Genomic DNA, 21,974 nt, shown 5'->3' on the forward strand with positions numbered 1-21,974 from the left:
GCATCGGCCTGGGGCTCATCGCCCGCCCCCCGCCGCCCGAGCCGCCGCCGCCAACTGGCCGGTGGCCCGGCGTACCGCCTCCGCGGCGGACACGCCGCCGGTGACGTCGGCGAAGAAGTCCTGCATGATCCGCCAGATGCCGACCCCGTCGGCGCCGGTGAACGGGCCGGGCAGCAGATCGGACAGGTCGAACCGGACCGCGTCGGTGGTGCGCAGCTCGGCGGCCAGCTCGCGGCGCACCGGATCGCGGTAGCTGCCCAGCGGGACGGTGACGTTGGGGGAGAGGTAACCGCCGGCGCGCAGCCACGGCTCGAACGCGGCGCCGTCGCTGAGCCAGCGCACCAGCTGCACCCCGCGGGTCGAGCCGGCGAACGCGACCGCCGCGTCGCCGCCGAGGATCAGCGGACCGTCGGCGACCCGGGCGCCGGGGAACCGGAACGTCGCTGGTTCCTCGGCGCCGGCGCGGAACCGGTTGCTGACCGCGTCGACGAAGTCGGCCTCGAACACCATCGTGGCCCGGCGGTGGTGCACCACCTGGATCACCGACTCCTCAAACTGGGTGAGCAGGGCCCGCCGCCCGCCGCCCGGGAAGGCGCCGTCGATGCTCCACAGCTCCGCGAGCCGGTCCAGCGCGACCCGCACCGACCGGCCCTGCCAGTCCGCCTCGCCCCGGGCCAGCGCCTCGTAGTGGCCGGGCGCGGCGACATCGGCCAGCACGTTCTCGAACCAGTCGGTGAGCACCCACCCGTCGGCCGCGCCGATCGCGAGCGGCGCGGGGGCGATCCCGGCCCGGGCCCGCGCGCCGAGCCGGCGGGTGATCGCCACCAGCTGGTCCCAGGTGCCCGGCGGCTCGGAGAGCATTGACGGCAGGTACCAGAACAGCGACTTGTGCGCCGCCTTCACCCAGACGCCGTAGCGGCGCCCGCCGGTGGAGAGGTCGGCCATGCCCGGCGGGACGGCGTAGCTGTCGGCCGGGGTCACCTCGCTCAGCCAGCCCCGCCGGGCGTACTCGATGACCAGGCCGGAGCGGGGCAGGATCGCCACGTCCGGGCTGGCGCCGGAGAGCCGCCGGGCACCGATGAACGCGTCGATGTCGTTGCCCACGCCGACCACCTGCACCGGGGCGCCGTAGCCGGCCACCACCTCCCGGAACCGGGCCAGCTCGCCGCCGCTCCACACCACCACCACCTGCGTCGACCCCGATCGGGAGCAGGCCGTTGCGGTCGTCGCCGTCGCGGCGGCGGCGGCGCGCAGCAGCGTACGGCGGCGCAGCCGCGCCGGCCCCGTCACGGTCGCACCTCGTCGGTGGTCTTGTCGACGTAGAGCCGGTCGGGGATCTCGGCCAGCACCTCGTCGTCGGCGGAGCAGACCAGCACGGCGACACCGGGGGAGCCGGGCGGGGACAGCCGCCCGACCAGGTCGGCGAGGTGCCCGCCGCCGGCGACCCCGGTGGGCAGGTCGACCACCAGCACCTCCGGCAGGCAGGCCATCGCCCGGGCCACGGCGACCCGGAACCGCTGGGCGTCGGAGAGCTGGTGCGGGCGCAGCTCGAGGGTCAGGGCGAGCTCCAGCCGGTCGACCACGGTGGCCGCCCAGTCGTCGGCGACGTCCCGCACCCGCTCCCGCTTGCGCTGGCCGTAGGAGATGTTACGGCGCACGGTCAGGTGGGGCAGCAGGGCGCCGCCGGCCGGGACGTATCCGATCCGGCGGCGCAGCGGCGGCAGGTCGGTGACGTCCCGGTCGCCCACCAGGATCCGGCCGCTCACCGGCGCGGCCAGCCCGGCTACCACCCGGGCGACGGCGGTGCCGACCCGGGGGCTGGCCGCCAGGGCGGCGGTGGCGCCGGCGGCGACGTCGAGGGTCACCGGCGGGACGGTGGGTACGGCGACGAGTTCGCACAGGCGTAACGTGACCATCACCTCCCGGTGACCTGAGCTGTCGCCCCCAGGGTGGCACATCCTGCCGACCCCCAGGGTCCGCGACCCTCCCTTGTGGAGTCGGTCGGAGGTGGGACAGGGCGGAGCTTCATGATCAACCGCGGTGTTCCCGGAACCGCCGCGAGCCGGCGCGCGGGTCCATAGCCTGACGGTCAGGAGCAGCTTCTTGCAACGTCGACGGAGGTCAGGGTGAGCATCGAGCAGGCCAGGGACGCGTTCGCGGGCGCCCGCGAGGTCGAGATCACCGTGACCGGCCGCAGGTCCGGACGGCAGATCTCCCACCCGGTGTGGTTCGTGCAGGAGGATCAGAACATGTTCCTGGTGCCGATCACCGGCGCGGACAGCGACTGGTACAAGAACGTCCGGAAGACGCCGATGATTCAGGTGTCCGCGAACGGTACGAGCGTGAGCACGCCCGCCACCCCGATCACCGACGCCGACCGGGTCGAGCACATCGTGGCGATGTTCCGCGACAAGTACGGCCCGGAGCAGGTGGAACGGCAATACCCGAAGCACGACGTCGCCGTCCAGGTGCCCCTCGGCTAATCCGGCACCGGGGTGCCGGCGGCTCGCGGGGCGTAGCGCGCTGCCAGCTCGGCGGCGGTGGCGGCCAGCCGGGCCCGCAGCTCGGCCGGGGCCAGCACCTCCACCTCGGCGCCGAGCCGGAGCAGGTCGCCGTGGGCGTGGGTGAGCGACTCGATCGGCACCACCACGGTCACCCAGCCGGCGCCGTCCGGCGGGCCGGCGCTGCGCTGGGCCGCGGCGACCACCACGTCGCTCGCGATCTCCCGCAGCCGCTCCCGGCCGCGCGGGGAGAGCCTGATCGTCGCCTCGTCGCGGTGCAGGCGGGCCCGGAACCGCACCACGTGCGCCCGCCACCAGGCCGGCAGGTCGAACTCCGCCGGCCGGTCGAACTCCTCGTCCAGGCTCGTCAGCGCCAGGATCTGGTTGATCCGGTAGGTCGCCGGGCCGTCCCGCCCCGGACGGTTGGCCACCGCGTACCAGCGGCCGCCCTTGAGGACCAGGCCGTACGGCTCCAGCACCCGGTCGACCTCCCCGGCCCAGCTGCGGTAGCGCACCGCGATCCGGCGCTGCCGCCACACCGCCTCCGCCACCTCCGCCAGGTGGGGCGAGGCGTCGCCGTCGGCGTACCAGTGGGCGGGGTCGAGATGGAATCTCTGCTGCACCTGCGCCGCCCGGTCGGCCAGCGACGGGGGCAGCGCCGCGTGCAGCTTGCGTTGGAGCCCGGCCACCACCGCCCCGTAGCCCAGCTCGGCGGCCGGGCCGGGCAACCCGGCCAGGAAGAGCCGTTCGGCCTCCTCGGCGGTCAGCCCGGTCAGCCGGGTCCGCCAGCCGTCCACCAGCTGGTAGCCCCCGGCGTGCCCGGCCTCGCCGTAGAGCGGGATGCCGGCGGCGTGCAGCGACTCGACGTCGCGGTAGACGGTGCGGGTGGAGACCTCCAGCCGCTCGGCCAGCTGCGCCGCCGTCATCCGCCCGTGGGTCTGGAGCAGCAGCAGGAGGGAGAGAAGTCGACTGGCCCGCACTCTGCTGACAGTAGCTGTCAGTGGAGCGCCCGTACCGTCCCGGCATGACGTTTCACGACAAGGAACTGCGAGCGCCGGGGCCGGTTGAGGTCACCGGCCGGCGGCTCAAGCGCTACCACATCGACCAGCCCGACCGGCCCATCGAACCCGAGGTGGAGCGGGCGGCGTACGCCGTGCTGCCCCGCCTGATCCCCGCCGCCCGCGGCGACGCCACCCCGCCCGGGGGCTGGGTGGTGCTGCACCGGGGCGCGGACACCGGTGCCTACCTGCTGGCGTACAGCTGGGTCTGGGACAACGTGGTCGAGGTGCGCATCGCCGCCGCCGGGCAGCCCGCGCTGGACTGCCCGGACGACGACCCGACCCACTTCGTGGACCTGAACCGCCCGTGGATGGGCTGCATCTGGGAGCTGGGGGTGCTGGAGCACGAGCGGGCCGCCTGGGCCCGCCACGTGCTCGCCCCGGACCGGCCGGACCTGGCCGGCTACCTCGCCGAGACCCGGGCCGAGGGACCGGTGGGCTGGTGATGGGCGACTTCGACTTCCTCGTCGGCGCCTGGCAGGTCGTCAACCGCCGGCTGGTGCGGCGGCACGTCGGCAGCGACGAGTGGGACGAGTTCCCCGGCGTGTCGGTGGCCCGGACGTTCTTCGGCGGCGCCGGCAGCTTCGACGAGATCACCTTCCCGACGAAGGGCTTCTCCGGCGCGACCGTTCGGATCTTCGACGCGGCGAACGGCACCTGGTCGATCTACTGGATGAACAGCCGGCGCGGGGTGCTGGAGCTGCCGCCGGTGGTCGGCCGGTTCACCGACGGCGTGGGCACCTTCTACGCCGACGACGTCGACGAGGGACGCCCGATCCGGTGCCGGTTCGTCTGGTCCCGGATCACCCCCACCTCCTGCCGCTGGGAGCAGGCGTTCTCCACCGACGGCGGGGACAGCTGGGAGACCAACTGGACGATGGACTTCACCCGCGCGTCGACCGGCTGACCCGCCGACGCCGGCCGGTCACCGGGAGACGGCCGCCGGGTCCGGCTCCGGCCGCAGCCGGTGGGGCATGTCCCAGCCCGCGGCCAGCCGGGACGGGTGCACGACGTGCCCGCCGCCGAAGAACTCGCAGAACTTCATGATCAGCGGGTCCCAGCGCAGCGGGTCCACGTAGTGCGTGCCCGGAACGAGCAGCTCCTGCTCGACGTGCGCGCGCAGCACCTCGACCTGGAAGGCAGTGGCCCGCACGTCCGCCCCGGCGAACGGGTGGGCCGCGACGACGCGGCACTCGAGCTGGACCGGGCACTCCGCGACCCGGGGTGCCTGGACCAGCTCCGACGGCTGCGCGGTGAGCCCGGCGGCGGCGAACTTGTCCGGCTCGTACCGGTAGCCCTGGCGGGCCTTGTATTCCGGCACGTCCGACCGGCCGGTGGTCAGCGCGATCCGGTCGACCGCGTCGACCAGCGCCGACGACGGCAGGTTGAGCACGCACTCGCGCTCCCGCCGCAGGTTCGCGGTGGTCTGGCCGCTGTCGCCGAGACCGAGCATTCCGGACTGCCCCAGCCACCACGCCGACGACATCGGGGCGAGGTTGGCCGTGCCGTCCGGGTTGCGCGAGCTGACCAGCACCACCGGAGTCCCGAAGTAGAGCACCTTGAGACCGGGGACCACGTGCATTCTTCCGCCCTCCATCGAAGCGCGGCCGCGTGCGCGGCCGTCCCCCACTCTGCGTGAGCCCGGCGACCGCCGCTGGCGGCGATCGGACGTGGCGTTCGGCGGTAGGGCCGGATCAGGCCGGTGGGGGAGTGGTGCTGCGGTAGATGGCGGCCAGCCAGACGTCGAGCAGCACGTCGACCACGTCCCGCTCGGCCACCGCCGGTCCGTCCCCGGCGAACGTGGCGTACCAGACGCGTTCGTTCAGCGAGTTCAGCGCGATGGCGAGGTCCCGGGCGGGCAGGCCGTCCGGGGCGGCGCCGCGGCGGCGTTCGGCCTCGATCGCTTCCTCGATCGCCTGCACCCAGCGCTCCAGCACCCGCGCCCAGAGCTGGCGCACCTCGGCGTCGGTGCCGCGCACCTGGGCGCAGGCGAGCACCACCGCGCGGTGCGCGCCGAACGTCTCGTGGAACCGGGCGATCAGCTCCCGCCACCGGTCCCGCGGGTTCTCCGCCAGCCGGTCGAGCACGTCCCCGGCCGCGGCGTTGGCCTCCTCGATGACCCGGTCCAGCAGCGTCAGCAGCACCGCGCCCTTGGACGGGAAGTAGAAGTAGAACGTCGGCCGGGAGATGCCCGCGCCCCGGGCCAGGTCGTCGATGGAGATGTCCGCGAAGGAGCGGTGGGACAGCAGCCGCTCGGCGGTGGCGAGGATCGCCGTCTCCCGGTCGTCGCCGACCGACCGGGCCGGCCGGCGCCCGCGCGACGTGGCGCTCCCGGTGGCCGCACGGGCAGGCGTCATGACCGCAGACTCTACACCGGATCGACACGGTGTCGACGGGACTCGACAGGGTGTTGACGTACGTCGACGGCGGTGGATAGTGTCCTGGGTCACCGCCTCGCGACGGGAGTTGAGATGGCCTCCGACCACGTCGACGTGCTCATCGTGGGTGCCGGTCTCTCCGGCGTCGGCGCCGCCTGCCACCTACGGCGCAACTGCCCCGACAAGACGTACGCGGTGCTGGAGGCGCGGGGCGCCATCGGCGGCACCTGGGACCTGTTCCGCTACCCCGGCATCCGGTCCGACTCGGACATGTTCACCCTCGGCTACTCGTTCAAGCCGTGGACCGACCCGAAGGCCATCGCCGACGGCGACTCCATCCGCGACTACGTCACCGAGACCGCCCACGAGTACGGCGTCACCGGGCACATCCGCTTCCATCACCGGGTCGTCCGCGCCGAGTGGGACAGCGCCCGGGCCCGCTGGACGGTGCACGCGCACCGCACCGACACCGGCGAGACGGTGGTGTTCACCTGCGCGTTCCTGTTTATCTGCGCCGGCTACTACCGCTACGACTCCGGCTACACCCCGACCTTCCCCGGCATCGAGCGGTACCCCGGGCAGGTCGTGCACCCGCAGCACTGGCCGGCGGACCTCGATCACACCGGCAAGCGGGTCGTCGTGATCGGCAGCGGCGCCACCGCGGTGACCCTGGTGCCGGCGCTGGCCCAACGGGCCGCCCACGTGACCATGCTCCAGCGCTCACCCACGTACATCATGGCGCTGCCCTCGCGCGACGTGGTCGCCGACGCGCTGCGGCGCTGGCTGCCGGCGAAGGCCGCGTATCCGGTGGTCCGCTGGAAGAACGTGCTGCTCGCCACCGCCAACTTCCAGCTCAGCCGCCGCGCGCCCGGCCTGGTGAAGAAGCTGCTGCGCCGGGCGGCCAAGGGCCGGCTGCCGGCCGGCTACGACGTCGACCGGCACTTCTCGCCCCGCTACAACCCCTGGGACCAGCGGCTGTGCATCGTGCCCGACGGCGACCTGTTCACCGCCGTCCGGCACGGCCGCGCCTCGGTGGTCACCGACACCGTCGACACCTTCACCGAACGCGGCGTCCGGCTCACCTCCGGCACCGAGCTGGCGGCCGACGTGGTGGTCACCGCCACCGGGCTCGACCTGCTGGCCCTGGGCGGCATGACGCTGACCGTCGACGGTGTCGACGTCGATCTGGCCCGGACCGTCGCCTACAAGGGCATGATGCTCTCCGGCGTGCCGAACTTCGCGTTGACCATCGGCTACACCAACGCCTCCTGGACCCTCAAGGCCGACCTGGTCGCCACGTACGTCTGCCGGCTGCTGCGCCACCTGGACCGCACCGGCCAGCAGATCGTCACCCCGTTGCCGCCGTCCGGCGGCCCGCTGGAGCCGATCATCGACCTGTCAGCCGGCTACGTGCTGCGCAGCGTCGACGCGCTGCCCAAGCAGGGCGCCCGGGCGCCGTGGCGGCTGTACCAGAACTACCCCCGCGACGTGCTGCTGATGCGGCACGGCCGGCTGACCGACGAGGGCGTCCGGTTCTCCGGGGCCGGCGCGCCGGAGAGGAGCAGCGTCCGTGCGTAGCTTCGACTTCGCGGCCGGCACGGCGGTGGTCACCGGCGCCGCCAGTGGGATCGGGGAGGCCCTGGCGCACGGGCTCGCCCGCCGGGGCAGCGACCTGGTGCTGCTCGACCGGGACGCCGAGCGGCTTGCCGCCGTGGCGGCGGCGATCGGCGCCGCGCACCCCGACCGGCAGGTCACCACGTACGTCGTCGACCTCGCCGACGCCGCGGCCACCGCCCGGGCCGCCGAGGAGATCCGGCAGCGCCACCCCCGGATCCGGCTGCTGGTCAACAACGCCGGGGTCGCCCTCGGCGGACGTTTCGACCAGGTGACCCTGGCGGAGTTCAGCTGGGTCATCGACATCAACTTCCGCGCCGTGGTGCAGCTGACGCACGCGCTGCTGCCGACGCTGAAGGCCGAGCCCGGCGCGCACCTGGTCAACATCTCCAGCCTGTTCGGGCTGATCGCCCCACCCGGCCAGACCGCCTACTCGGCCAGCAAGTTCGCCGTGCGCGGCTTCACCGAGGCGCTGCGCCACGAACTGGCCGACGACGGCGTCGGGGTGACCTCGGTGCACCCCGGCGGCATCCGCACCCGGATCGCCCAGAACGCCCGGGTGGGCAGCGGCGTCTCCGCCGAGGAGTACGAGACCGGCCGCCGACAGTTCGAGAAGTTGCTCTCCATCGACCCGGCCACGGCCGCCCAGGTGATCCTGCGCGGCGTCGAGCGGCGCCGGGGCCGGGTGCTGATCGGCTGGTCGGCGAAGCTGCCGGACCTGCTGGCCCGGATCGCGCCCACCTCGTACGGGCGGCTGCTGGCCGTCGGGCTCAACCGGGCCGCCGGTGACCCGGCCCGGCGTGCCAGCACCGTACCGCCCCAACGGCAGCCGGAGACGCCGGCGGCCGACCGGGCCGGAGAGCCGGCGTGAGCGCCCCGGCCGGGCAGGGCCCCCGGCACGTCACCGTGGACGGCCGGCGGGTCCGCCACCGCGTCGACGGCGACGGGCCGCCGGTGGTGCTGCTGCACGGCATCGGCCGGACCCTGCGCGACTTCACCGAGCAGCACGAGCGGCTCGCCGAGCGGTTCCGGGTGCACAGCGTCGACCTGCCCGGCTACGGCGGGTCGCTGCCGATGGCCGGGCCGTACAACCTGCCGGCGCTGGCCCGGTTCGTCGGCCGCTACCTCGACGCGGTCGGCGTGGACCGGCCCGCGCACCTGGTCGGCAACTCCCTCGGCGGCGCGATCGCCATGCGGCTGGCCGCCACCGAACCCGACCGGGTTGCCAGCCTCGCACTGGTCAACAGCGCCGGCTTCGGCCGGGAGGTGACCATCCTGCTGCGGCTGCTCGCCCTGCGCCCGCTGGGCCGGCTGCTGCTGCGGCCCACCCGCTACGGTGCCCGCCGCGCCGAGCTGGCCCTGTTCCACGACCCGGCGTTCGCCACCGAGGAGCGCATCGCGTACGCCCTGGCGGTGGCCCGCCAGCCGTACGCCGCCCGGGTGATGCTGGAGACCGCCCACAGTCTGGGCACCTTCCGCGGGGTGAGCCCGCAGTGGCGGGAGGAGCTGCTGGCCGAGGTGGCCCGCCTCGACATCCCCACCCTGATCGTCTGGGGCGACCGGGACCTGATCCTGCCGGCCGCGCACCTCGACGCCGCCCGGGCCCGGCTGCCCCGGGCCCGCACCCACCTGTTCACCGACTGCGGGCACCTGCCGCAGATCGAGTGCGCCGAGGAGTTCCACCGCCTGCTGCTCGACTTCTGGGCCACCAGCGTCCCCGCCCAGCCGGGGCGGGACGCCGCGCCGGACGTCGCCGCGGGGCCCCGGGTGGCGGAGGCCGGCTGACGGTCAGGGCGACGTGGTGGCCCGGCCCGCGCGAATCGCCCGCTGCCGGTCCACCACGGTCAGCGTCACCAGGGCGAACAGCAGCGCCGCGATGAGGTACGCCGCTGCCGGGCCCAGCGGGGTGAGCAGCACCAGCGCCGCGGTCACCGGGAACGCCGCCACCACCAGCGGCCCGCGCCCGTGCCCGCGCACGTGCAGCGCCCACAGGGTGAGCAGATAGACGGCCACCGGAACGGCGATGGCGTAGCCGACCACCACGTCGCCGACGTGCCCGACGTGCCGCTCGCGGTCGACCGCCACCGCCAGCCCCGCCCCCACCGCGGCGATCGAGGCGAAGACCAGGTAGTGGCCGTACCCCCAGACGAGCGTCCCGGGCAGCCCGGTCGGAACGTCGATCCGCCGGTCGAAGTAGAGCCACCACAGCGCGAACACGATCACCGCGCCGTCCGCCGCCAGCGGCCACAGCCCCTGCTGGCCGGCGTTGGTGCCGGTCTGGAAGGCCATCAAGGTCGCCAGCACCACCTCGCCGAGCACGATCAGCGTGAACAGGCCGTACCGCTCGGCGATGTGCCGGGGATGCCAGCTGGTCATCCCCGGCCGCTCGGCCACCACCGGCACCAGCAGGTCGGCCAGGGCGAGCACCAGGAACGACGGCGCCAGCCAGTCCTCGGAAAGGGTGAGCCGGAGCAGCCAGCCGATCTGCACCGCCGTCACCCCGACCGCGTACCGCGTGGTGGCGGCCCGGTGGGCGGGGTCGCCGATCGCGGCCCGGGTCCAGTGCGTGACGGCGGCCAGCCGCATCACCACGTACCCGTAGGTGATGGTGGTGAAGTCGCCCTCGGTGAACGCCGGCGGCACCCCGGCGGCGAGGATCAGCGCGCCGGTGATCTGCACCAGGGTGGTGATCCGGTAGACGTCGTCGTCGGTGTCGTACGCCGAGGCGAACCAGGTGAAGTTCATCCACGCCCACCAGATGGCGAAGAAGACCATCAGGTAGCTGGCCATCGCGTGGCCGATGTGCCCCTCGGACACGTCGTGGTGCAGTCCGGCGGCCGCCTGCGCCACCGCGACCACGAAGCAGAGGTCGAAGAAGAGCTCCAGCGGGGTCGCCGAGCGGTGCTCCTCGTCCCGGCTCCGGGACCGCATCGGCCGGTACCAGGGCCGCAGCCGCGGGCTCGTGGTCACCGCGCCCTCCTCACGCCGGCCGCCTGGTCGGAGGTCCGGCGGGTCGCCACCGGTCGGTCCAGCCACACCATAGGCGGGCGCCGGGCGTATCGGGTCATTTCCCCGCTGGCGGCGCCTCCGTCCCGGGTCGGGGCGGGTGGACCGCCGAGCAGGCCGCGCCGGCCGTCCGGCTCCCGCATCCAGGTGAGGGCGGCGCCGGGGCGGGAATACCGTTGGATGGCCCAGCTGACCCTGCTGCTCGGCGGCGACGTGATGACCGGCCGGGGCGTGGACGCGATCCTGCCCCGGCCGGGCCCGCCCGACCTGCGCGAGGAACTGGTCCGCGACGCGCGCACGTACGTCGAGCTGGCCGAGTCGGTCAGCGGGCCCATTCCCCGGCCGGTGCCCCCGGCCTGGCCCTGGGGCGAGACCCTGGAGCTGCTCGACCGGCTGCGGCCGGACGCGCGGATCGTGAACCTGGAGACAGCGGTGACCGGGCGGGGCGAGCACGCCCCGACCAAGACCATCCACTACCGGATGCACCCGGGGAACCTGCCCTGCCTCACCGCGGCCCGCCTGGACGTCTGCGCGCTGGCCAACAACCACCTCCTCGACTTCGGCCCGGTCGGCCTTGCGGACACCCTCGACGCGCTGGCCGGCGCGGGCATCGCCACCGCCGGCGCGGGCCGGGACGCGACCGGCGCGTGGCGGCCGGCGGCGCTCGAACTCGCGGGGCGTCGCCTGCTGGTCTGGTCGGTGGCCGCCCCGTCCAGCGGCGTGCCGCCGCCGTGGGCCGCCACCGACGAGCGGCCCGGGGTGGCGTACCTGCCGGAGACGACCGCCGCCACCGCCGACGCGCTGGCGGCGCGGATCGCCGCCGTGGCCGGGCCGGACGACCTGGTGCTGGTCTCGGTGCACTGGGGCGGCAACTGGGGGTACGACGTGCCGGCCGAGCACGTCGACTTCGCCCGCCGCCTGGTCGACGCGGGGGTCGACGTGGTCCACGGGCACTCGTCGCACCACCCGCGCCCCGTCGAGGTGTACCGGCAGCGGCTGATCCTGTACGGCTGCGGCGATCTGGTCGACGACTACGAGGGGATCAGCGGGCAGGAGGCGTACCGGCCGCAGCTGCGGCTGCTCTGGCTGCCCGCGCTCGACCCGGACGGTCGGCTGCGGGCGCTGCGGGCCGCGCCGGTGCGGATCCGTCGGATGCGGCTGGAGCGCGCCGCACCCGACGAGGCGCGCTGGCTTGCCGACCTGCTGAACGGCTTCGGCCCGCCGTACGCCCGCGGGTTCGACCTCGACGCCGGCGGCCTGGTCGGCCTGCCCGGCCACTGACCACTGTGGCCGTGCGGCGGGCCGGGCCGAAGCCACCGGCCAGCCCGGCCCCGGCGTGGTCCACGCCACCCGCCGTGTGGCCGCCCCGCCGGCACACCGGATCGGGACGCACCATAGATACATGACGTATCCCTCCGCGCCGGCCCGGTCGGCCGCGCCCTCCGCGGCCGAGCGGGCCTACCAGCACCTGAAACGGGCGATCCTGGAACAGATCCACCCCGGCGGGTCGCTGGTCAGCGAGGGCGAGATCGCCGAGGCCACCGGCGTCTCCCGCACCCCCGTCCGGGAGGCCCTGCTGCGGTTGGAAGCGGAGGGCCTGGTGAAGCTCTACCCCAAGCGGGGTGCGCTGATCCGGCCCGTCTCCGCCCGCGAGATCGCCGACGTCATCGAGGCGCGGCGGCTGGTCGAGCTGTACGCCGCCGAGCGGGTCTGGCCGCGCCGCGCCCCGCTCAAGGCCGACCTCGCCGCCCGGCTGGCCGAGATGCGCGCCGCGCACGCCGCCGGCGACCTGACCGCCCTGATGGCCGCCGACCGGGCCTTCCACGCCACCGTCGTCGACGCGGCCGGCAACGAGATCCTCGCCGAGTTGTACCAGCGGCTGCGCGACCGGCAGCTGCGGATGGGTGAGGCCAGCTTCCGGCTCTCGCCCGGCTGGGCGGAGGTGGCGCTCACCGAGCACGCGGCGCAGCTCGCCGCCCTCGACTCCGACGACCCGCAACCATGGCTCGCCGCCGTCGCCGCGCACATCGACAACGCCGCGACCGTGCTGCGGACGCTGCGGTGAGCGGGCCCGCCACCGCGCCCGCCGCCGTCGTCCCCCGCCGCTCCGCCCTGCTGGTCTGGGGCGTGGCGCTGAGCGCGTACGTGGCGGCGGTGTTCCACCGCAGCTCGCTCGGCGTCACCGGGGTCGACGCCGCGCACCGCTTCGACATCAACGCCTCCGCCCTGGCCACCTTCACCGTCGCCCAGCTCGCCGTGTACGCGGCGATGCAGGTGCCCGTCGGGGTGCTGCTCGACCGGTTCGGCTCGCGCCGGCTGCTGATCGCCGGCAGCGCGCTGATGGTCGCCGGCCAGCTCTGCTTCGCCCTGGCCACCGACGTCCGCCTCGCCGTCGCCGCCCGGATCCTGGTCGGCCTCGGCGACGCCATGACGTTCATCAGCGTGCTGCGCATCGTGGCGTTCTGGTTCCCCGGGCGGCGCAACCCGATGCTCACCCAGCTGACCGGCACGCTCGGCCAGCTCGGGGCGGTACTCGGCGCCGTACCGCTGGTGGCGCTGCTGCACCGGGTGGGCTGGACCCCGGCCTTCCTCGTCGCCGCGGCGGTGGGCGCCACGGTGCTGCTCATGGTGGTCGCCGCCGTGCGCGACACGCCGCACCGGGACACGGCGGCCAAATCCGCGCCCACCCTCGCCACCGTCCGCCGGCGACTCGTCGCGGCCTGGGCGCAGCCCGGCACCCGGCTCGGCCTCTGGACGCACTTCGTCACCCAGTTCTCCGGCGCGGTCTTCGCCCTGCTCTGGGGCTACCCGTTCCTGGTGCAGGGGCAGGGGCTCACGCCGACCGCCGCGGCGTCCCTGCTGACCCTGATGACCGTCGCGACGCTGCTGTCCGGCCCGGTCGTGGCGCACCTGTGCGCCCGGCACCCGTTGCGCCGCTCGGTGCTGGTGTTCGCGGTCACCGGCGCCACCGCGGTGGTGTGGGCCGCGGTGCTGGCCTGGCCCGGCCGCGCCCCGGGCTGGCTGCTGGTCACCCTGGTGCTGGTGCTGGCGGTCAACGGCCCCGGCTCGGTGATCGGTTTCGACTACGCCCGCACCTTCAACCCGGTCAGCCGGATCGGCAGCGCCATCGGCATCGTCAACGTCGGCGGCTTCGTCGCCTCGATCGTGCTGGTGCTGGCCGTCGGCGTGGTGCTGGACCTGGCCACCCCGGCCGGGCGGAGCACACCCGACCTGGCCGCCTTCCGGTGGGCGTTCGCCGTGCAGTACGCCCTCTGGGCGCTCGGTGCGGTTCAGGTGCTCCGCTGGCGCAACGCCGCCCGCCGCCACCAGGCCGCCGAGCGGGTCCGCGCGGCGGCCGCGCCGGTTTCCGCCGCCATCTCGTGATCAGCCGCGTCGCCGCCGGCGGTGGGTGAGGTCGTCCAGCACCACGCGCCGGGAAGCAGCCGGGCGAACCGGGTGGGATCCATCGCCCTGAGCTGCGGGATCGCGCCGGACGGCCATCCCGTGCACGCCCCGGGCGGCCTCGCCCTCCAACGTGCGCTCACCCAGGTCGGAGTGGGGGACGAACGCGCCGATGCCGACCCGCAGCGGCAGATGGGTGACCTTCTACGTCCTCCCGTGCGACGGCGGTTGTCGCCGCCTACCCAGCCGCGGCGGCGACAACCGCCCGCCGCGCCACCGGGCCGACCGCGGGCGACGGCGGTAGGTTCGCCGCAGGGCGTGATCGACGGCGTCGCCGTACCCCCGCGGGGCGCCGCACCGACGGACGGCGGCGCGGCGCGCCGGCGTGGAGTAGGAGGAGATCGTGAGCCAGGAGGTTCGGGGAGTCATCTCCCGCAGCAAGGGCGCACCGGTCGAGGTCACCACCATCGTGGTGCCCGACCCCGGTCCCGGCGAGGCGGTCGTGCGGGTGCTGTCGTGCGGGGTCTGCCACACCGACCTGCACTACCGCGAGGGCGGCATCACCGACGACCACCCGTTCCTGCTCGGGCACGAGGCCGCCGGCATCGTCGAGCAGGTCGGTGAGGGCGTCGACGCCGTCGCGCCGGGCGACTTCGTGGTGCTCAACTGGCGGGCCGTGTGCGGGGTGTGCCGGGCCTGCCGCCGGGGCCGCCCCTGGTACTGCTTCGCCACCCACAACGCCACCCAGAAGATGACCCTCGTCGACGGCACCGAGCTGGCCCCGGCGCTGGGCATCGGCGCGTTCGTCGAGAAGACCCTGGTCCACGCCGGCCAGTGCACGAAGGTCGACCCGGCGGCCCGGCCGGCCGCGGTCGGGCTGCTCGGCTGCGGGGTGATGGCCGGCCTCGGCGCGGCGATGAACACCGGCGGGGTGACCCGGGGTGACTCGGTGGCGGTGATCGGCTGCGGCGGCGTCGGCGACGCCGCGATCGCCGGCGCGCGGTTGGCCGGCGCGACGACCATCATCGGGGTGGACACCGACGTCCGGAAGCTGGACCGGGCTCGGCGGCTCGGCGCCACCCACACCGTCGACGCCTCCGCCGAGGACCCGGTCGCGGCGATCCGCGCCGCCACCGCCGGGTTCGGCGCCGACGTGGTGATCGACGCGGTCGGCCGGCCGGAGACCTGGAAACAGGCGTTCTACGCCCGCGACCTGGCCGGCACCGTGGTTCTCGTCGGCGTACCGACACCGGAGATGACCGTCGAGGTGCCGCTGCTGGACGTCTTCGGCCGCGGCGGCGCCCTCAAGTCCAGCTGGTACGGCGACTGCCTGCCCAGCCGGGACTTCCCCGCCCTTACCGAGCTCTACCTGCAGGGCCGCCTGGACCTGGACGCCTTCGTCACCGAGGAGATCGCGCTGGACCAGGTCGAGGAGGCGTTTGGCCGGATGCGCCGCGGCGAGGTGCTTCGCTCGGTGGTGGTCCTGTGATGGGCGCCCGCGTCGACCACGCCGTCACCTCCGGCACCTTCTCCCTCGACGGGCAGACCTTCGACGTGGACAACAACGTCTGGGTGATCGGCGACGACACCGAGTGCGTGGTCGTCGACGCCCCGCACGACGTGGCCGCCATCCGCGCCGTCGTCGCCGGCCGCCGGGTCCGGGCGATCCTCGCCACCCACGCCCACGACGACCACGTAAGGGTGGCCCCGGCGCTGTCCCGGGCCACCGGCGCGCCGGTGCTGCTGCACCCCGCCGACCGGGTGCTGTGGGACCTGGTGCACCCGGACGAAGCACCGGGCGGGCAGTTACTCGACGGCCAGACCCTGACCGTCGCCGGCACCGACCTGATCGTGCTGCACACCCCCGGGCACAGTCCCGGCGCCTGCAGTTTCCACGCGCCGCGGCTGGGTGTGGTGTTCACCGGCGACACGCTCTTCGCCGGCGGCCCGGGCGCCACCGGCCGCTCCTACAGCGACTTCGGCACCATCATCCGCTCGGTCCGGGACCTGCTGCTCACCCTGCCGCCGGAGACGGTCGTGCACACCGGGCACGGCGACAGCACCACGATCGGCGCCGAGGCGCCCCACCTCGACGAGTGGCTCGCCCGCGGCCACTGACCGCCAGCCGAGCGGCGGGCCGACGACCGGGGAACGCACCGGGCGGCGTCAGCGCTCCCCGGTCGCCCGGCGCATGTGCAGGCGCACCGTCGTCCCGGCGGCGGTGCTGTGCACCAGGACCAGGTCGCAGAGCGCGTGCACGATGACCAGGCCCCGCCCGCCGACGCCGTCATGGGCCGGCGTCAGCCGCCCGGCCAGCGGGTCGTCGAGCCACCCGTCGTCGCGGACCTCGCAGACCAGGTGCTCGGCGGTGCGCCACACCTGCAGCAGGCCGGCGCCGCCGGCGTGCGTGATGCTGTTCGTCGCCAGTTCGGTCACCGCGATCTGCAGGTCGGCCACCCGGTCGTCGTCCAGGCCAGCGGCCGCCGCGTGCGCGGCGACGAACCGGCGGACGTCCGCCAGCATGTCGACCCGGTAGCCCAGCGCATCCACCGGCTCCACGGGGGTGGGCAGCGGCTTGTTGTGCCGGGCCACCACATCGGACGGCGCGAACTGGGGGCTGGGGCGCCGCCCCGTCGCGTCGACGAGCACCGGGTGCGTGCCGCACGCGTCGGCGAGCACCGCCTCGTCGAGCCCTGCCGCGTCGTACGGGCACAGGATGGTCGCGGCCCGACCGGTGAACGCCGCATTGATCATCGCCTCGTGCTGGACACAAGCCGGATACTCCGCGCCGGTGCGGCCGGGCCAGATCGGCTCGCCGATGATCCGCACCCGTCGGCCGGGATGCCGGTCGATGAACGCCTGCAACACCCACGGGATGATCCGGCCGGGGTTGCGCCCGGCCTCGGCCATGTCCTCCCAGCGCACCCCGTCGGCCGCGCCGACCGCCGCACGGACCAGGGCCAGGTGTGGCCCGGGCATCGCCACGAGCACCGGCTCGCCGTCGGCGAGCCCGGCTCGGATGAACGGCACGGTGCCCGCCAGCAGGCCGTCCGGGTCGGTGTAGAAGAGCCCCTCGTGGACGAACGCGTCCGGGGCGGCGGGCGCCCCGCTCGGCACCGTCATGCCGGCAGCCCCACCGCGTCGCGGTGCGGACCGGTGGCGGCGACGCGGCCGACGGCGCCGAGACCCCCGGCCTCGGCGTCGCACGTCCACCAGACGTGGTCGCCCAGATCCACCTGGCCGACCACCGCAGCAGCAGTCACCGTGATCGCCTTCCAGTCGGCGCGCCCTCACTGTAACCTCCGCGGTCGCGTCGGCCTTACCGGGTGAACCCGGTCCGGCCCGGCACTATCATCGGTCGGCATGACCGTCGACGACCCCGACCGCACACCCGCCGTACGCCAACTGCGACTGGTGGTGGAGGTCGAGGACTACGAGGCGGCGGTGGCGTTCTTTCGGGACGCGCTCGGCCTGCCCGAGCAGGCGGCGTTCTCCGGCGACGGGGACGCCCGCGTGGTGATTCTGGACGCCGGGCGGGCGACGCTGGAGATCGCCAACCCGGCGCAGAAACGGATGATCGACGAGGTCGAGGTGGGCCGGCAGGTCGCCCCGAAGATCCGGGTGGCCTTCGAGGTCGACGACAGCCAGTCGGCCACCCGCCGCCTGGTCGCCGCCGGCGCCACCGAGATCGCGGCGCCCACGGTGACGCCGTGGCAGTCGCTGAACTCCCGCCTCGGTGCCCCGGGCGGCCTGCAGATCACCCTCTTTCAGGAGCTGCGCAGCCTGGACGAGCGGGCCGCGCTGGGCGGCTTCGGCACCGAGCGGGGCACTGAGGACTGAGGCGCGGGTCAGCCGCCCGCGCCGGTCGGCACCGGCCCGGATGCTCGCGCAGAACCCCCGCGCGCGTCCGCCCGACATTTGCCGCGCGCCACGCACCGGGAATCCGGGTTGCGCCAGGCCCGGCCGGTTGGGACGCTCGTCGACGTGCAGCGCACCGCCCGTCCCGCCGTCCGGCTGACCTCGGCCCAGCGCCTGGCGCTCGGGCACGTCCGCGTGAGGGCGCTGCGTGACCGCCCCGCCGCCCTGGCCGTCGTCGCCCGCGCGCTCGCTGGCTCGGGCATCACCCACGGACCGGAGCCGCTGATCGCCGCGATCGGCCGGCACGGGCGACTCACCCTCAACTTCCACCCCGACCGGTTGCTCGCCGACGGGCGCACCGTCGCCGAGGCCCTCGCCGCCGAGGGCGTCTACCGCAGCCAGTTCGAGACCGGGATCTCCAATGGCGGGCTGACCGCGTACCCGGGCGGCGGCCGGGACCGCTGGGAGGAGTCCCTCTTCGGCGGCGCCTACCAGGCCGCGGGCGTACGCCCGGCCGACCGGCCGAAGTACGGCGGCCTCAACCTGCTCGATCACCCCGACGGCGCCTGCCCACGGTTCGGCTCCTGCCACCTGCGGCTGCGGCCCGACGTGCTGGCCCGGGCGACGTTTTGCTTCGGCGACAGCCACCTCGGCCCCCGCGACCTCGGCACCGTGGACATGTTCGAACCGGTGCTCGCCGCCCTGCTTGCCGCCACCGCCGGCAGCGGGACCAGCCTCGGCGTGCCGGGCGACGTCGTCACCCTGGTCCGGGCGCTGCTTCGTCGCCGCGAGGAGGCCGCGGGGGCTCCCGGCGCCGCCGGCCGCGCCCTCGACGACTACATCGAGGCTCAGATCCACGGTGAGCTCGACCTTGCCCGGGACGTCGAGGCGATCGTCGTGGACCCCTCGTTCCGCGGCACCGAGGCCGGTGCGGCGCTGGCCGGGATCGCCCGCCGGCACGACCTCCCGCTGCTCTGGCACGCCGGCTTCGCGCTGCCCGTCGACCGGATCGACCCGGAGTTCCGAGGGCCGGCCATCCCGCCGCTGGCGGCCCGGGTGCACGCCGAGTTCGCCCGGCCGGGCGACCCGGTCGACGCGGCACTGATCGGTCGTGCCGCGGTCTCCGTGGTCACCGAGCCGGCCCGCTGGGCCGACCGTGGGCCGGCCGAGGTCACCCTTCAGCACCTGAAGCAGCTCTGGCACGTGCTCGTCCGGTTCGGCACCCCGTACGCCGACTGAGCCGTCCGGGGCCTCCGCCCGATCCCCGGGCGCGTCCCGTCCCGACCGCCCTGCGACCAGTGTCCGATTGTGATGAGTGAGCCGGGCCGCCGCCGGCCGTCCGGGGACCCGCTCCGGAATGGCCGGGACGCCAAGCTGGTTGTGTCCCCAGTACCCCCGGAACGCAAACCCCTCCGGCGGGACACCCCCGAGGAGTGCTCATCCCGGAGCGCTTCGCCTGACCGAAAGGGCACATCGTGAAGTACGACTTCACTCGATGGCTCCCGGCCATCGCGAAGGACTCGAACCGTAAGATCGCGCTGAGCGTGGCGGGCGTCGCCGCCATCGGTGGCCTGGCCTTCGGGCCGACCGCGGTGGCCGCGCCGGTCACCAGCGGCCCGCACGAGGGCGCCGTGTCCGCGATCGAGCTCGCCACCGGCAAGGGCCGGTCGGCGGAGACCGTGGAGCCGGCACAGACCACCGGCGCCGACCGGTCGGCCGCCAACAAGTCGGACTCCGACCAGCCCAGCCGCGACAAGCTGATCCCGCACGGGGTGCAGGGCGGCCAGTCGCGGATCCCGCTGGACGGCGCGCAACTCACCAACGCCAAGGCCATCATTGAAGAGGCCAAGGAGACCGGCGTGGGTGAGCGCGGCGCCGTGATCGGTGTCGCGACCGCGCTGCAGGAGTCGAAGCTGTACAACCTCGGCCACCTCGGCGCGTACAACGACCACGACTCGCAGGGCCTGTTCCAGCAGCGCCCGTCGTCGGGTTGGGGCTCGCCCGACCAGATCACCGACCCGGAGTACTCCTCGCGGGCGTTCTTCCAGGCGCTGAAGAACGTGGGCGGCTGGCAGGACCTGCCGCTGACCGCCGCGGCGCAGACGGTGCAGGTCTCGGCCTACCCGTTCGCGTACGCGCAGTGGGAGGAGCAGGCGGCCGACATCGTCGCCCAGCTCTGGTGACAACCGGATGACCCGACCGGCCGGTCCCTGATCCCAGGGGCCGGCCGGTCGCGTCCGGGCGCACCCGTCGCGGCTCACACCAAAGGCGCGCTCTCCCGGCGCAGCGTCGCCGATCCGGCCCCCACCGACCACCCGGCCACCCACCGGCTTGCCGTCGCCGCGCGGGTGCGGTCGGCGAGGTGGTACCAGTCCATCCGGCACCGCTGCCGGGTCACCTCCAGCACGCCGTAGCCGTGCCCGTCCAGCTCCGTCCACCGCACGTGCGGGTTGGTCGAGCGCAGCAGCCCCGCGCCGAGCGCGCTGAGCGCGTTGCCCGCCGGCAGGCCGAGGAAGTCGTTGACGTTGTCGCTGGTCACCGACGGCACCACGAACTCGGCGGCGGCCGGCTCCCAGGGACCGGTGGCCCTCGTGGTCACCTCGTTCGCCCACGAGGTATGGATGTCGCCGGTGAGGAAGACGACGTCGCGGGTGCCGGTGGCCCGGAGGTGGTCGACCAACTCGTTGCGGTCGGCGTTGTAGCCGTCCCACTGGTCGGCGTTGAGCACCCCGCCGTTCTCCGGGATGCCGAGCAGCGTGCCCAGCGGCCCGAGTAGCCAGGACGGCAGCGCGCCGATGTCCAGCCGGGCGATCATCACCGGGTTGCCCACCAGCTTCCACCGCGCCGTCGCGGCGGCCAGCCCGCTCTTGAGCCAGGACATCTGCGCGTCGCCGGTGATGGTGCGCCGCGGGTCGTCCACCGCGACCCCCGACGCCTGCTGGGAGCGGTACGTCCGCAGGTCCAGCATGGACAGCTCGGCGAGCCGGCCGAACCGCAACCGGCGGTAGATCGCTCCGTCCGCGCCGGTGCGCACCGGCATCCACTCGGCGTACGCCCGCCGCGCCGCGGCCACCCGGTCGGCGAAGCTTCCCTCGGTGCCCGGGGTGTGGTTCTCCGCGCCGCCCGACCACTGGTCGTTGGCCACCTCGTGGTCGTCCCAGGTGATCACCCAGGGCAGCGCGGCGTGCAGGGCCTGCAAATCCGGGTCGCTCTTGTAGAGGGCGTGCCGGGCCCGGTAGTCCGTCAGGGTCAGCGTCTCGTGCGCCGGGCGCACCGGGCGCACCACCGTCCCGCCTGCGGTGAACTGGCCGGTGCCGTACTCGTAGAGGTAGTCGCCCAGGTGCACCACCAGGTTGAGGTCGCCCCGCTCCGCCAGGTGCCGGTACGCCGCGAAGTAGCCGGCCTCCCAGTTGGCGCAGGAAACCACCCCCAGCCGGAGCCGGTCGATGTCGGCGTCCACCGGTGGCGCCGTCATGGTCCGCCCGGTCGGCGACCAGCCGTCGGCGTAGCCGAAGCGGAACCAGTACGTGGTGGCCGGCGCCAGGCCGGTCACCGCGACCTTGACAGTGTGATCCCGGGCCGGGCCGGTGGTCAGCGAACCCTGCGCGGCGACGGTGGCGAAGTCCGGATCGGCGGACACCTGCCAGGTCACGTCGACGTCGGGGCCGACCCCCGATCCGGGCTGCGCCTCGTCGGTCGGGGTCAGCCGGGTCCACAGCAGGACGCCGTCGGGCAGCGGGTCGCCGGAGGCCACACCGTGCCGGAACGCGGCGCCGGCCGCACTGGCCGGTGCCCCGGCGGCGAGGGTGGCACCGGCGAGCACGGCCGTGCCGGCGGACGCGCCGGCCACGCGCAGGAGGGTACGACGGTCGAGGGTGTTCGTCATGGTCTATGTGTCTACCGTTTTCGACGTCCCGTTCGCTGCCCCGCACGAGGACTGTTCGTGGAGGCTTCGGCCGTCGTTTCCGGTTCCGCGCCCGGCGTGCGGGCCGTCCGGCAACGCGGACCGACACCTCCCGCCCGTCGACCGCGCGCTCGGGCTGCGACATGTCGGCGTGTCGTGGCGGGGTGGTCGGTCGAGCTCGCGGCTGTGTGGTGGCTGTCTGGATGTCGGGTTTCGGGGTGTGACCGGGGGCATTCGGGGTTTGGAATCGTGG

Annotated in this window: 23 protein-coding genes; 14 read left to right on the plus strand and 9 right to left on the minus strand. The window is 74.5% G+C overall.

Annotated elements, in window-relative coordinates; genetic code table 11:
• Positions 1–15: 15 nt before the first annotated feature.
• Both C1I99_RS14035 and C1I99_RS14040 read right to left on the minus strand, forming a co-directional pair.
• Positions 16–1,290, minus strand: coding sequence for an extracellular solute-binding protein (locus C1I99_RS14035; protein WP_158554057.1), 1,275 nt, complete (start codon positions 1,288–1,290; stop codon positions 16–18).
• Positions 1,287–1,916 carry an ATP-binding cassette domain-containing protein gene (locus C1I99_RS14040; RefSeq protein ID WP_158554058.1) on the minus strand — a complete coding sequence of 210 codons (630 nt, stop codon included), beginning with the start codon at positions 1,914–1,916 and terminating at the stop codon, positions 1,287–1,289. The genes C1I99_RS14035 and C1I99_RS14040 overlap by 4 nt, the downstream gene beginning before the upstream one ends.
• A gap of 210 nt (positions 1,917–2,126) precedes the next feature.
• Here C1I99_RS14040 and C1I99_RS14045 point away from each other — a divergent pair, with 210 nt between their 5' ends.
• Positions 2,127–2,483: a nitroreductase/quinone reductase family protein gene (locus C1I99_RS14045; RefSeq protein ID WP_233512496.1), complete on the plus strand. Its 357-nt coding sequence runs from the start codon at positions 2,127–2,129 to the stop codon at positions 2,481–2,483.
• Here C1I99_RS14045 and C1I99_RS14050 read toward each other — a convergent pair.
• Positions 2,480–3,481, minus strand: a complete 1,002-nt coding sequence (locus tag C1I99_RS14050; protein WP_111134659.1) for a helix-turn-helix transcriptional regulator — start codon at positions 3,479–3,481, stop codon at positions 2,480–2,482. The genes C1I99_RS14045 and C1I99_RS14050 overlap by 4 nt on opposite strands.
• Positions 3,482–3,525: 44 nt before the next feature.
• On the opposite strand from C1I99_RS14050, the gene C1I99_RS14055 reads away from it, so the two are divergent.
• Positions 3,526–4,005 (plus strand): hypothetical protein, encoded by a 480-nt coding sequence (locus tag C1I99_RS14055; protein ID WP_111134660.1) that lies wholly within the window; start codon positions 3,526–3,528, stop codon positions 4,003–4,005.
• Positions 4,005–4,466 carry a hypothetical protein gene (locus tag C1I99_RS14060; protein WP_111134661.1) on the plus strand — a complete coding sequence of 154 codons (462 nt, stop codon included), beginning with the start codon at positions 4,005–4,007 and terminating at the stop codon, positions 4,464–4,466. The genes C1I99_RS14055 and C1I99_RS14060 overlap by 1 nt, the downstream gene beginning before the upstream one ends.
• Before the next feature lie 18 nt (positions 4,467–4,484).
• Here the strand turns inward: C1I99_RS14060 and C1I99_RS14065 are convergent, their stop codons facing one another.
• The gene (locus tag C1I99_RS14065) at positions 4,485–5,141 is read right to left on the minus strand and encodes a flavin reductase family protein (RefSeq protein WP_111134662.1); all 657 of its coding nucleotides are present in this window, start codon (positions 5,139–5,141) and stop codon (positions 4,485–4,487) included.
• A gap of 112 nt (positions 5,142–5,253) precedes the next feature.
• Positions 5,254–5,916: a TetR/AcrR family transcriptional regulator gene (locus C1I99_RS14070; RefSeq protein ID WP_111134663.1), complete on the minus strand. Its 663-nt coding sequence runs from the start codon at positions 5,914–5,916 to the stop codon at positions 5,254–5,256.
• A 114-nt stretch (positions 5,917–6,030) separates the two neighbouring features.
• Between C1I99_RS14070 and C1I99_RS14075 the strand changes: the two genes are divergently transcribed.
• From C1I99_RS14075 to C1I99_RS14085, 3 genes are read left to right on the plus strand one after another with little or no spacing between them, the layout of a single operon-like run.
• On the plus strand, positions 6,031–7,515 hold the full coding sequence (locus C1I99_RS14075; RefSeq protein WP_111134664.1) for a flavin-containing monooxygenase: 1,485 nt from the start codon (positions 6,031–6,033) through the stop codon (positions 7,513–7,515).
• Positions 7,508–8,422: an SDR family NAD(P)-dependent oxidoreductase gene (locus C1I99_RS14080; RefSeq protein WP_111134665.1), complete on the plus strand. Its 915-nt coding sequence runs from the start codon at positions 7,508–7,510 to the stop codon at positions 8,420–8,422. The genes C1I99_RS14075 and C1I99_RS14080 overlap by 8 nt, the downstream gene beginning before the upstream one ends.
• Positions 8,419–9,336, plus strand: coding sequence for an alpha/beta fold hydrolase (locus tag C1I99_RS14085; protein ID WP_111134666.1), 918 nt, complete (start codon positions 8,419–8,421; stop codon positions 9,334–9,336). The genes C1I99_RS14080 and C1I99_RS14085 overlap by 4 nt, the downstream gene beginning before the upstream one ends.
• Before the next feature lie 3 nt (positions 9,337–9,339).
• Here C1I99_RS14085 and C1I99_RS14090 read toward each other — a convergent pair whose 3' ends face one another.
• Positions 9,340–10,521, minus strand: a complete 1,182-nt coding sequence (locus tag C1I99_RS14090) for a low temperature requirement protein A (RefSeq protein ID WP_111134667.1) — start codon at positions 10,519–10,521, stop codon at positions 9,340–9,342.
• 216 nt (positions 10,522–10,737) lie between these two features.
• On the opposite strand from C1I99_RS14090, the gene C1I99_RS14095 reads away from it, so the two are divergent.
• From C1I99_RS14095 to C1I99_RS14115, 5 genes are all read left to right on the plus strand, one after another.
• Complete coding sequence (locus C1I99_RS14095) at positions 10,738–11,838, plus strand: CapA family protein (protein ID WP_111134668.1); 1,101 nt, start codon at positions 10,738–10,740, stop codon at positions 11,836–11,838.
• A 121-nt stretch (positions 11,839–11,959) separates the two neighbouring features.
• Positions 11,960–12,622 (plus strand): GntR family transcriptional regulator, encoded by a 663-nt coding sequence (locus C1I99_RS14100; RefSeq protein ID WP_111134669.1) that lies wholly within the window; start codon positions 11,960–11,962, stop codon positions 12,620–12,622.
• Positions 12,619–13,941: an MFS transporter gene (locus C1I99_RS14105; protein ID WP_233512497.1), complete on the plus strand. Its 1,323-nt coding sequence runs from the start codon at positions 12,619–12,621 to the stop codon at positions 13,939–13,941. The genes C1I99_RS14100 and C1I99_RS14105 overlap by 4 nt, the downstream gene beginning before the upstream one ends.
• 421 nt (positions 13,942–14,362) lie before the next feature.
• Positions 14,363–15,448 carry an S-(hydroxymethyl)mycothiol dehydrogenase gene (locus tag C1I99_RS14110; protein ID WP_111134671.1) on the plus strand — a complete coding sequence of 362 codons (1,086 nt, stop codon included), beginning with the start codon at positions 14,363–14,365 and terminating at the stop codon, positions 15,446–15,448.
• Positions 15,448–16,077 carry an MBL fold metallo-hydrolase gene (locus C1I99_RS14115; RefSeq protein WP_111134672.1) on the plus strand — a complete coding sequence of 210 codons (630 nt, stop codon included), beginning with the start codon at positions 15,448–15,450 and terminating at the stop codon, positions 16,075–16,077. The genes C1I99_RS14110 and C1I99_RS14115 overlap by 1 nt, the downstream gene beginning before the upstream one ends.
• Before the next feature lie 48 nt (positions 16,078–16,125).
• On the opposite strand, the gene C1I99_RS14120 is transcribed toward C1I99_RS14115, so the two are convergent.
• Both C1I99_RS14120 and C1I99_RS32750 read right to left on the minus strand, forming a co-directional pair.
• The gene (locus tag C1I99_RS14120) at positions 16,126–17,082 is read right to left on the minus strand and encodes a sensor histidine kinase (protein ID WP_111134673.1); all 957 of its coding nucleotides are present in this window, start codon (positions 17,080–17,082) and stop codon (positions 16,126–16,128) included.
• Positions 17,079–17,222 carry a hypothetical protein gene (locus tag C1I99_RS32750; RefSeq protein WP_158554059.1) on the minus strand — a complete coding sequence of 48 codons (144 nt, stop codon included), beginning with the start codon at positions 17,220–17,222 and terminating at the stop codon, positions 17,079–17,081. Before C1I99_RS32750 ends, C1I99_RS14120 begins: the two co-directional genes overlap by 4 nt.
• 100 nt (positions 17,223–17,322) lie before the next feature.
• Here C1I99_RS32750 and C1I99_RS14125 point away from each other — a divergent pair, with 100 nt between their 5' ends.
• The 3 genes from C1I99_RS14125 to C1I99_RS14135 all read left to right on the plus strand — a co-directional run bounded on the left by C1I99_RS14125 (position 17,323) and on the right by C1I99_RS14135 (position 20,000).
• Positions 17,323–17,799, plus strand: coding sequence for a VOC family protein (locus C1I99_RS14125; RefSeq protein WP_111134674.1), 477 nt, complete (start codon positions 17,323–17,325; stop codon positions 17,797–17,799).
• 144 nt (positions 17,800–17,943) lie between these two features.
• A complete protein-coding gene (locus C1I99_RS14130; RefSeq protein WP_111134675.1) occupies positions 17,944–19,056 on the plus strand; it encodes a DUF3626 domain-containing protein in 1,113 nt (370 codons plus the stop codon).
• Between the two features lie 236 nt (positions 19,057–19,292).
• Positions 19,293–20,000: a hypothetical protein gene (locus C1I99_RS14135; protein ID WP_111134676.1), complete on the plus strand. Its 708-nt coding sequence runs from the start codon at positions 19,293–19,295 to the stop codon at positions 19,998–20,000.
• Positions 20,001–20,074: 74 nt separating this feature from the next.
• Here the strand turns inward: C1I99_RS14135 and C1I99_RS14140 are convergent, their stop codons facing one another.
• Positions 20,075–21,703 (minus strand): alkaline phosphatase D family protein, encoded by a 1,629-nt coding sequence (locus tag C1I99_RS14140; protein WP_111134677.1) that lies wholly within the window; start codon positions 21,701–21,703, stop codon positions 20,075–20,077.
• Positions 21,704–21,974 lie beyond the last annotated feature (271 nt).

The organism is Micromonospora deserti (assembly GCF_003236335.1).
Classification (GTDB): Bacteria; Actinomycetota; Actinomycetes; order Mycobacteriales; family Micromonosporaceae; genus Micromonospora; species Micromonospora deserti.